Origin of the sequence: Kitasatospora sp. NPDC088134 (assembly GCF_044741705.1) — a bacterium.
In the GTDB taxonomy this organism is placed as follows: domain Bacteria; phylum Actinomycetota; class Actinomycetes; order Streptomycetales; family Streptomycetaceae; genus Kitasatospora.
Window position 1 is genome coordinate 1 of the sequence record NZ_JBIUTD010000052.1, and the last position, 9,926, is coordinate 9,926.

Annotated in this window: 7 protein-coding genes; 3 read left to right on the forward strand and 4 right to left on the reverse strand. The window is 76.0% G+C overall.

The genetic code is table 11. The features are described from left to right. Positions 1-94 precede the first annotated feature (94 nt). Together ACIOHG_RS37560 and ACIOHG_RS37565 are read right to left on the reverse strand one after the other, a co-directional pair. The gene (locus tag ACIOHG_RS37560) at positions 95-1,003 is read right to left on the reverse strand and encodes a hypothetical protein (RefSeq protein WP_400958119.1); all 909 of its coding nucleotides are present in this window, start codon (positions 1,001-1,003) and stop codon (positions 95-97) included. A gap of 116 nt (positions 1,004-1,119) precedes the next feature. Next, positions 1,120-1,782, reverse strand: a complete 663-nt coding sequence (locus tag ACIOHG_RS37565; RefSeq protein ID WP_400958121.1) for an AAA family ATPase — start codon at positions 1,780-1,782, stop codon at positions 1,120-1,122. Positions 1,783-2,020: 238 nt separating this feature from the next. Between ACIOHG_RS37565 and ACIOHG_RS37570 the strand changes: the two genes are divergently transcribed. From ACIOHG_RS37570 to ACIOHG_RS37580, 3 genes are all read left to right on the forward strand, one after another. Then, positions 2,021-2,887, forward strand: coding sequence for a RimK family alpha-L-glutamate ligase (locus tag ACIOHG_RS37570; protein ID WP_400958123.1), 867 nt, complete (start codon positions 2,021-2,023; stop codon positions 2,885-2,887). After that, entirely contained in the window at positions 2,884-3,642 is a 759-nt protein-coding gene (locus tag ACIOHG_RS37575) for a RimK family alpha-L-glutamate ligase (protein ID WP_400958125.1), read from the forward strand. The genes ACIOHG_RS37570 and ACIOHG_RS37575 overlap by 4 nt, the downstream gene beginning before the upstream one ends. A 177-nt stretch (positions 3,643-3,819) precedes the next feature. Beyond that, positions 3,820-5,532 (forward strand): GAF domain-containing protein, encoded by a 1,713-nt coding sequence (locus ACIOHG_RS37580; RefSeq protein ID WP_400958127.1) that lies wholly within the window; start codon positions 3,820-3,822, stop codon positions 5,530-5,532. Positions 5,533-5,571: 39 nt separating this feature from the next. Here the strand turns inward: ACIOHG_RS37580 and ACIOHG_RS37585 are convergent, their stop codons facing one another. Both ACIOHG_RS37585 and ACIOHG_RS37590 read right to left on the reverse strand, forming a co-directional pair. Then, on the reverse strand, positions 5,572-8,226 hold the full coding sequence (locus ACIOHG_RS37585; protein WP_400958129.1) for a DUF4132 domain-containing protein: 2,655 nt from the start codon (positions 8,224-8,226) through the stop codon (positions 5,572-5,574). 140 nt (positions 8,227-8,366) lie between these two features. Beyond that, on the reverse strand, positions 8,367-9,419 hold the full coding sequence (locus ACIOHG_RS37590) for a hypothetical protein (RefSeq protein ID WP_400958131.1): 1,053 nt from the start codon (positions 9,417-9,419) through the stop codon (positions 8,367-8,369). Positions 9,420-9,926 lie beyond the last annotated feature (507 nt).

Consider the following 9,926-nt stretch of genomic DNA (forward strand, 5'->3'; position numbering starts at 1 on the left):
ATGACCACCCGGCTGACCGCCGCCCCGGACAGAACCGGGCAATACCTCCGCCCGAAACCATGCGCGGCAGCCTAAAACGGTATCGAACGCCCTCTCAGGGCGTCGGGTCGGGGCCCACGGCTTCGGAGTTCGCGACAGCGGCCGGGGCAGGGTCCGGGGCAGCGGCCGGGGCGGCAGTGGCGGCCGCGGTGAGGCGGGCGCCGATCGCGTCCAGTTCGGCCGCGACCTCCGCCCGCAGGGCCGGCAGCAGCGTCAGGGCCGCGCGGGCCGCCTCCGGCTCGGGCTCCGGGTCCCGGTGGGCGGCCGCGACGGCGGTCCGCACCGGCAGGACGGCGAGCGCGGTCTCCCACGCGGTGCGGTGCACGCCCGTCGCGTAACGGGACGTCAGGTACTCCAGCGGGGAGAGCGCCGCGGCGTCCCGCTCGGCGGGCCCGGCGAGCCGGTGCCCGGGCAGCAGCCAGGCGACGCCGTGCCGGGCCACCAGGTCGAAGGCCCGCGCCAGGTCCGGGGCCGAACTGCCTTTCCCCGCACCGTCGGTGGCCGCTGCCAGCAGGCGCTCCAGCATCGCCGCCTCGCGCGGGTCGGCCGGGCGCTCGGGGTGCTCCCGGTCGGTCAGCAACTGCTCCAGGTGGTAGCGCTGACCCCAGCTGCCCTCGGCCCGGTGCATCGCCCCGGCCCGGGTCTCCCGGATCGCCGCCAGCGCCAGCGCCCGGGTGCTCAGGTCCCGGCGCACCGCGAACCCCGCCCCGCCCGGGCCCGCCTGCTCCAGCGCGCAGCGCACCGCCGCCACCGTCGGCCCGTCGTACCAGCGCAGCGTCCAGCGCCGCCCCGCCGGGTCGTACTGCGGCTCGATCGGGACCCGGAACCGCACCGAGAGCAGGTCGGCGACCCGCCGCGCGTGCGGCCCGCGCTCCGGCCGCCGGTCGGCCGCGGCCCGCTGGACGTCCTGCGCCGGGCCGGGGCTGCGCCGCTCGGCCTCGGCAAGCTGTTCGGGGGTGCCCATGGCCGGAGACTAGCCAGCGGACGGCGCCACCCCGGCCCCAGCGGCGGGCGACGCGCGCGGCGGCTCAGCCGTTCGCCGCAGTCCCGGCCGGGTGCGGGGGCGGTCCACGGCCCGGTTCAGCCTCGGGCGGCGCCGGCCAGCGGGGCGGTGACCGGCGCGCGGGGGACCGGGACCGGGAACGGGCGGGCGGCGGGGGCGGTGAACACGATCGAGGCCAGCCGGGCCGCCGAGGTGCGGGGCAGCAGCACGGCCGAGGCCACCCCCGCCGGGAGCGGTCCGGGCGCCGTCACCAGGGCGCGCAGCCGCGCCGAGGAGCGGCGGTGCCGGGCGAACGCGTACCGGGAGACCCGGCGGCCGCGGCGGCGCTGCCCGTCCGCGGCCTGTGCCGCACTCGCGTCCAGCAGCAGCAGGTGCACCCGCCGGCCGCGGGCCGTCGCCGCCCGGACGATCGCCCGGCGCACCCACGGCAGCGTCCCGCAGTCGTGCACCACCAGCGGGCCGCCGGCCCGGATCGCCGCCCGCAGCCCCAGGTAGTGCGCCAGCCGCACGGCCGGCCGGTACAGCGCGTACGGGACGCCCGGCAGCGCGGCCGCGAACCGGGCCCGGGTGTGCTGCGAGTCGACCACCCGGGCCCGGGCGCAGCGCTCCAGCAGGGTGCTCTTGCCGCTGCCGGGCAGGCCGGACACCACCAGCACGTCGTCCGCCGGATAGGCCAGCACGGCCGGTGCGGGACGGTCCGTCAGGTCGTGGCGGGCGTGCGGCCGCAGCTGTGGGTGCACACGGTCCTCCTCGGGTCGGGGCCGCTCAAAGGAATGGCCAAGAGCGCGTCATGACAACGTCATGCCCGGGGCATGCGGTTCCAGACCTGCGGCAATGCGGCTGTGACCCGGCTGTTTCCGTTCCCGGACACCCTGGGCGAAATCCGCCGGATGATCCGTGGCAGGGTGGTCCGATGCGAAACGCCCCGGGCGGCCGGACGGTTCGGCGGTCGGAGGGGCGGCGAAAGGGGTGGGGGTAATGAGGTTCTGCTTCCTGGTCGAGGAGCACTACCGCAACGACGGGATGCCGCTGGCCGTGGTGCACCGGCTGCGGGCCGTCGGGCACCGGGTGGACGTGCTGCGCCCCGGCGCGGACCTGCTGGACCTCGCCAAGCTGGTGCGGTCCGGCAAGCACGACGCCTGGGTGCTGAAGACCGTCTCCGGCGGGCCCGGGCTCGGCCTGCTGGAGTCCGCCGCCGCGGCCGGCCTGACCACCGTCAACGACGCCCGGGCGATCCGCCCCGTCCGCGACAAGGCGCAGGCCGCCGTGGTCGCCGCGCTGCACGGCCTGCCGATGCCGCGGACCTGGGCCGCCGCCGACCCGGCCGCGTTCGCCTCGATACCCGGCCGCCGCTGGCCGCTGGTGGTCAAGCCCGCCGACGGCTCCTCGGGGCGCGCCGTCCACCTGGTCGAGCACCCCGGACAGCTGTCCCGGATCGCCGCGCCCGCCGGCGGCGGCCTGCTGATCGCCCAGCCGTACGTGCCCAACGACGGCCTGGACCTCAAGGTGTACAGCGCGGGCGGCGAACTCTTCGCCACCCAGCGGACCTCCCCGCTGCACCCCGAACACCCCGCCACCGAGCGCCCGGTGCCGCTGCCGCGCGAGGTCGCCGCGCTGGCCGCCCAGGTCGGCGAGGTCTTCGGCCTCGACCTGTACGGGCTGGACGTGCTGCTCGGCCCCGACGGCCCCGTGGTCGTCGACATCAACGACTTCCCGAGCTTCCGCCAGGTCCCGCACGCCGTCGAACGGGTCGCCGACGCGGTGCTCCGGCTCGCCCGCACCGGCTCCTCCTGGCCCACCCCCGCCGCCGGTTCGCTGATCGACGCCGCCCGGGCCGGCCGATGACCACCCCGCTGCGGATCGCCGTCCTGGCCCGCGACCTGGACCACCCGCTGCTCGCGGCCGTGGCCGAACTGCTGCGCTCCGCAGGGCACGTGCTGCGCGCGGCCGGACCGGAGCCGGACGCCGACCTGCTGCTGCTCAAGGCCCGCGGCCCGGCCGCGCTCCAACTCGCCCGCCGGTACGAGGCGTTGGGGCGCCCCGTGCTCAACTCGGCCGACGCGACCGAGTTCTGCCAGGACCGGGTGGCGATGGAGCAGCGGGCCCGGGCCGCCGGCCTGCCCTTCGCGCCGACCGTCGCCACCGGCGTCCTCGGCGAACTCGTCTGGCACGGAACGGTGGTGGTGAAGAGCCGGCGCAGCCGCAAGGAGGACCTGGTCGCCCGGATCGAGACCCCCGGCCAGTGGGCCGAGATCGCCGCGCGGTGGCCCGGCGAGCCCGTGCTCACCCAGCGGCCGGTGCCCGGCGACGGCTGGGACCGCAAGCTCTGGGTGGTGGCCGGCACCGTCTTCGCCGAACAGCGCCGCTCCGAACTCGACCCGCACGCCCCCGACCGCCGCCCCTGGACCCCCGACCCCGTCGAACGCGCCCTCGCCCTCGCCGCCGGCCCCGCCTACGGCCTCCAGGTCTACGGCGTCGACCTGCTCCCCGGCCCCGACGGCCCGACCGCCGTCGACGTCAACGCCTTCCCCGGCATCCGCCACCAGCCCGGCGCCCCGGAAGCCCTCACCGCGCTGATCCTGCGCACCCTGGGCCGCTGAAGCGCTGAGGTGCTGAGACGCTGACGCGCTGAAGCGCTGAGCCGTCCGGTTTTCTGTCCTGTCCCTGCCGTGACCTGCGGGTTCCACGCCCAGCACATTCCTGCCCGATCGGTCCACCCGCCCTCCCGGGTCTGCGAGAATCGCGGGGCGGCGGAGTGACGGACGAGGAGGAGCGCGGTGCGCGAGGAGGAACCGCGGTCGCGGCTCCCGCAGCTCAGGCTGGACGAGCTGCTGGCCGAACTGCAGGCCCGGATCGACGTGGCCCGGGGCACCCGGGACCGGGTGCACAGCCTGCTGGAGGCGGTGCTCTCGGTCGGCCGGGAACTCGAACTCACCCAGGTGCTGCGCCGGATCGTCGAGGCGGCGGCCGTCCTCGCCGACGCCGAGTACGCGGCGCTCGGCATCATCGGCCCCGACGGCGACACCCTTTCCCAGTTCCTCACCGTCGGCCTCGGCGAGGAGGCGATCGCCCGGATCGGCCCCTACCCGACCGGCAAGGGCCTGCTCGGCGAGCTGATCCGGCACCCGCAGCCGCTGCGCCTGGACGACCTGAGGCAGCACCCGGCGTCCACCGGCTGCCCGGCCCACCACCCGGAGATGCGGACCTTCCTGGGCCTGCCGGTCCGGGTCCGGGACGAGGTGTTCGGCAACATCTACCTGACCGACAAGCGCGGCGCGGCCGGCTTCGACGACGACGACGAAGCGGTGATAGCCACCCTGGCCGTCGCCGCCGGAGTGGCCATCGACAATGCCCGCCTGTACGAGGAGGCGCAGCGCCGGCAGCGCTGGCTGACCGCCACCGCCGAGATCAATCGCCGCCTGCTGTCCGGGAGTTCACGCACCCAGGTGGTGGAGCTGATCGCCCAGCGGGCCTGCGACATCAGCGGGGCCCGGCGGGCCGACGTGCTGACGACGCTGCCCGACGGCAGCGGGCTGCGGGTGGAGCTGGCGCTGGGCGGCGAGACCGCCGGGCGGGTCGGGGCGACGGTGCCGCTGCACGGCACGCTGTGCGGCGCGGCCTGCGTCGACGGCGTCCCGATGACCTCGTACGACCTGGCGGCCGACCCCCGCTACCGGGCCGGGTCGACCAGGTTCGACGGGCCGGGTCCGGCCGTCGCGGTGCCGCTGGGGCGGGCCGAGGGACACACCGAGGGGGTGCTGCTGCTGGTCCGGGCGGCCGGCGAGCCGGAGTTCACCGAGCGCGAGATCGATCCGCTGCTGGGCTTTGCCGACCAGGCCGCGCTGGCCCTGGAGCTGGCCGAACGGCGGCGCGACGCCGAGCAGTTGGCAGTCCTGGAGGACCGTGACCGGATCGCCCGCGACCTGCACGACCTGGCCATCCAGCGACTGTTCGCCACCGGTATGACGCTGCAGAGCGCGTCCCGCTTCATCGACCACCCCGGGGCGGCCGACCGGGTGCTGCGCGCGGTCGGCGACCTGGACGAGACCATCAAGATCATCCGAACGACGATCTTCGGGCTGCGGGTCCGCGAGGCGGATACCGGGCAGGGCCTGCGGGCCCGCGCGGTGCACGTGGTCGAGGAGGCGCAGGCCGCGCTGGGCTTCGCGCCCCGGCTGAGCATGGCGGGCCTGCTCGACACCGACGTCCCGCCCGAGGTCGCCGACCACCTGGTCGCCGTCCTCGGCGAGGCGCTCAGCAACGCCGCCCGGCACGCCCGGGCCGGACGGGTCGAGGTCACCTTGCAGGCCGCCGGCGGCCAGGTCGCGCTCACCGTCCAGGACGACGGCGTCGGCATCCCCGAACAGGGCCGCCGCAGCGGCCTGCGCAACCTCGCCGAACGCGCCCGGGCCCTCGGCGGCACCCTCACCGTCACCGCCCCGCCCGCCGGTGGCACCGCCCTCAACTGGACGGCCCCGCTCGAACATTGACGCCCGGTCAGGATTTTTTGCGCGGGCGCAAGGAAGCGGCTAGGAACGGCGATCGCCCCTCGGCGGGGGTGCCGCGTGCGCTCGGTCCGCAGTCGACTCCTCCGGTTCGATGAGCGGTTCGGAGGCGGCGCAGGCGTCCGGGTCGGCGGTCTCGTCCGTCGTCAATGTGCGCACGGGGTAGCTGAGTTGGGGGAAAGGTTGGGTGAGTCCGTGCGCGATGAACCGTGCCGTCCAGGTGGAGAGGTCCACGCCGAGCAGCGCCGGGTGGGCGAGGCGGATCTCGCCGCCGGGGCGCAGTGGGAAGGGTGCGTCGTGGACGTCGATGGGGGTGCGGTCCTCGGTGATCCGGAAGGCGGTGCCGTCGGCCGTCCACACCAGTCGCCGTGCCGGGTGTCCGAGCAGGGGGTGGGACAGCAGTAGGTCGGTGAACTCTCTTGCCGTCCAGGACCGTTGGGAGACCATGGCGGCTTCCAGGCGGGCGAGTTGCTCGGTGGCCAGCGCGCGGGCGTCCTTCTTCAGTGCGGTGAAGCGCTTGCGGGCGGCGGACGCCAGTTCGGGGTCGTCCTGCGCACCCGGCACGGGCAGGTTCTTGCGGCGCCGTCCGTCCGCGTCGTCGACCACGTACGGGTGCAACTGTTCGTCGAAGCCGACGGTGAACGTCCTTGTGCCGTAGTCGAACACGATGGTTCCGTCGGGGGAGAGGTCGAGGTCGGGAACGAGGCGGTCGGCGAGTTGATCGGGCGTCAGGCCCATCGCTTCGGCGACTTCGGTGACCTTCTCCTGGGCGCGGGTGCGCAGGCCCTTGAACTTCACCCGCCGCGCCAGGGCGTGGAGTTGGCGCAGTGCGGTGTCGGTGCCGATCGCGGCCAGCACGTCCAGGCCCTCGACGGCCCGGCGGTGGGCACCCTGCCCGGGCCACTCGCGCAGGACCGGCGCCAGGCCGCGCGCCACCGTGTCGTCGCCCCACTCGCCCAGCAGGGGCAGCACCCACCCCTCCTTGGCGGGCATCCCGGCCAGCCGCCAGTCCTGGAACAGCGCCCAGCAGAACGCCGCCCGCGTCGACGGCCGCACCGCCGCCGCGACCTGTGCCAGTCCGGGGTGCGGGGCGCCGGGCCTGGTCAGCGCCGCCATCGCCAGCACCCGCCGGACGGCCTGCTCCGGCAGTGCCGAACCGTCCGGCAGCAGCAGCGGAGGCAGGCCCGACGGGTCCGCCCAGTCCGGCAGGTGCGGCATCCGGGCGGGCGGCGCGGCCAGCACGGCGGGCAGCGCCTCGGGCGGGGCGGTCGGCGCGGGCGGCCCGGCCGCGTCCAGGGAGGCCACGAACTCGGCCGTGGCGGCGTCGAGTCGGGCCAGGACCGCGGGCAGCCGGTCCGCGTGCGTGCGCAGGTGGCGGTCCAGCAGGTGCCGGGCCATCGGCCGGCCGGACCGGGCCGCGGCGGCCAGCAGCCTGGTGGCGCGCACCGGTTGGCGGTCCGCGGCCTGCCGCAGCACCGGCCCGACGTGCCGGTCCTCGGCCCGTTCCAGCAGCGCCGCGAACGCCTCGTCGGCGGGGAACTCCAGCAGGTAGTCGGCGAGTTCGCGGACCGCTTCGCCGTCCACCTGCACCCGCAGCGCGGCGGCCAGCAGCGGCACGCACGCGGTCCCGACGCCGTCGGCGAGGGTGGCGACCACGGCCGGCGTCCACACGTACCCGTGCGGCGGGGTCGCGCCCAGCCGGGCGACCTGCGCCGCCGTGCCGAGCGCCGACAGCACCTGGCGCTGCCGCACCTGGGTGTCGTTGCCGTGCCGGGCCGGGAACTCGTCGAGCGCGGCCGCCACCCAGCCGGTCTCCGCCGGGAACAGGTACGCGGCCAGCGCCCGCCGGTCGGTGTCGGTGCGCAGCTCCGCGACCGCCGCCCGGGCCTCCTCGTACGCGGGCCGCTCGGCGATCGACAGCAGGTGCCTGGTCCAGCGCAGCAGTGCGGTCTGGGCCTCGCCGAGGTGCCGGGTGAAGCGGTTCGGCCGGGTCAGGCCCGTCCGGTGGGCGTCCGGGTCGGCGGCCCCGTAGTCGATGCCGAAGGACTCGACGGCCGCCCGGGCCGCGAACGCCAGGCCGTGCCGGGCCGTCCAGGCGTCCACCAGGTCGCCCCCGGCCGGGTGGTGGGGCAGGTGCGCCGGCGGCAGCATCGCCGCGACGCAGGCCGCGCCCAGCGGGTCGGCCACCCCGTGCAGGTAGGCGCGGGCAGCCTGCTCCAGCTCCGGATCGGTGCGCTCGGACCGGCACACCGACTGGATGGCGGTGCGGTTCCCGGCGATCAGCGCGTCCTCAACGGCGACGGCCGCCGCGTCCGGCCAGTCCGCCGGGGACTGCGCCCGGCCGCCGCGCCGGGGCACCACCAGGATCCGCCAGCGGTCGGGCAGGGTCAGGGTGTCCTCGTCCGGGAGCGGGCCGGCGGCGGAGGCGGGGGGCGCGGCGCCGACCGGGCGGTACCCCTTGCGCTCCTGCTCGGCGACCATCCCGGCCAGCCGGGTCGAGGCGACGGCCGGATCGCCGAACGGGTGCACGTCCCAGCCGGTGGCGCTGTCGGCGCCGGTCCGGCCCGCGCGGACCCGGACCGTCCCGCCGAGGAGTTCGGCCTCCCAGAACCTCGCCGCCCCGCCGCCGGTCAGTTCCCAGCGCCGCACCGCGTTCCCCGGACCACCCGCGACAACCATCTGATCCGCCCCTCCGATCATGCGTGTGATCGGCGGACCGGACAGTCGGACGATCACTGCGCCGCACCCTAGCGACCGCCCCCGACAGGGCCGCACGCGGCCGCCCCCGGGGAGGCGGCCGCGGATCGGCTGACGCCGGGTCAGAACGCCGAGGTGTAGGCGGTCAGGAACGGGGCCGAGACGGGTGCCCCGCCCGGGTTGAAGCAGAGCGGGTTGAGCTTCACGGTGCCCGAGACCCGGCTCCACGGCAGCGCGAGCTGGCACCAGCCCGGGCCGCTGCCGTACGCGGTGACCTGCGCGGTGTCGGACGGCACGGCCACGCCCGGCAGGGCGACGGTCGCCGGGACACCCGCCGCGAAGGTGTTCACGCCGCCCACCGAGTTGAAGTTCGTCCCCGCGGGCACCCCGCCGTTGAACCACAGGTAGCCGAAGGACTTCGGCGGGAACGCCGGCCCGTGCACGGCTCGCTTGACCGAGTAGCTCAGCGTCCACCGGGTGTCGTACGGCAGGTTGCCCGCGTCGAAGCAGGCCACCACGAAGGTCTGCCCCGTCGCGGCCGGGGCCCAGGTCGCCACCTTGCAGCGGGCGCCCTGGGACGGGTCGACGGCCGTCACCTCGACGTTGCCCAGCTCGGTCGAGGAGCCCAGGCCCGGCAGCCACGCCTTCCAGATGCCGGTCGAACCGTGGCTGGACAGGTTCGCCCCGCCCGAGGAGTTGTACTGCGTCACCAGCGCCCCGCTCGCCGTCGAGTACAGGTAGCCGTAGTCGCCGCCGGGCGGCGCGGGCGTCCCCGTGCTACTGGTGAACAGCACCGTGAACGGCGAGTTGTCCGGCGTCCCTGCCGGCTGGTAGCAGGCCACCTTGACGTCCAGCCCCGTGCCGACGGTGCCCCAGCCCTGGACCTGGCACGAGGTGCCGGTCCGGTTGACGGCGGTCACGTGCGCGATGCCGCCCGGCCCGCCGATCAGCGGGAAGTGCACCACGTACGCGCCGAGGCCGACCTGGTCGACCTTCATCGGGTTGGCGGCCGGCGAGGCCCAACTGCCCCACTGGCGCGTGGTGTCGGGCACGTAACTCGGCGGCGGCGTCGGATTGTCCAGGTAGGCGAAGCCCCAGCGGTCCGGCACCGCGGCGTGCGCGGGCGCGGCCGCCGGGACGGCCACCGCCAGCAGCGCCGCCAGCAGCGCGAGCACCAGCGGGACGGTACGGGCGGGCCTGAACCCCGCTGATTCGCATCGGTCGTGCATGAACGCAACCCCCAGAAATGGTGAGGACGGTCGCCGCCCGAAGGCTCGGGCGGGCGCGACGACTCCCGCCCGGGAACCCGGCCGGAGCCGGCCCGGGACGGGACGAACCTTTCTAACTGCCTTGCTTGGTATGGCTGTTGGGCCTTACCGCCCGGCAGCGGAGCGAGGGAGCCCGACAACCCCGCAGCGGTCTCGGAGGCACGCCGTGCCCGTGCCGGACCACGGCGGAGCGGGGATGGTGCGGGGCGCGGCCGACAGAACACCGCGCCGCCCTGGAACGGACCGCCACCACCCGGAACCCCGGGCCGACCGACGGCCACCACCGACCGGACGACCGCCCGACGGCGCCTCACATGCCAGTGCCGCGTCAGGCAACCTTCGCCCGTCGCGACGCCCGGCACGCCCTCTCGCCGCACCGGCCGAAAACCCGAGTACACCCAGTACGAGGGCTTC

What these genes read in the sequence shown, in the direction of transcription:
- ACIOHG_RS37560 (WP_400958119.1), bottom strand. Translation starts at nt 1,003, where the DNA reads ATGGGCACCCCCGAACAGCTTGCCGAGGCCGAGCGGCGCAGCCCCGGC.
- ACIOHG_RS37570 (WP_400958123.1), top strand. Translation starts at nt 2,021, where the DNA reads ATGAGGTTCTGCTTCCTGGTCGAGGAGCACTACCGCAACGACGGGATG.
- ACIOHG_RS37575 (WP_400958125.1), top strand. Translation starts at nt 2,884, where the DNA reads ATGACCACCCCGCTGCGGATCGCCGTCCTGGCCCGCGACCTGGACCAC.
- ACIOHG_RS37585 (WP_400958129.1), bottom strand. Translation starts at nt 8,226, where the DNA reads ATGGTTGTCGCGGGTGGTCCGGGGAACGCGGTGCGGCGCTGGGAACTG.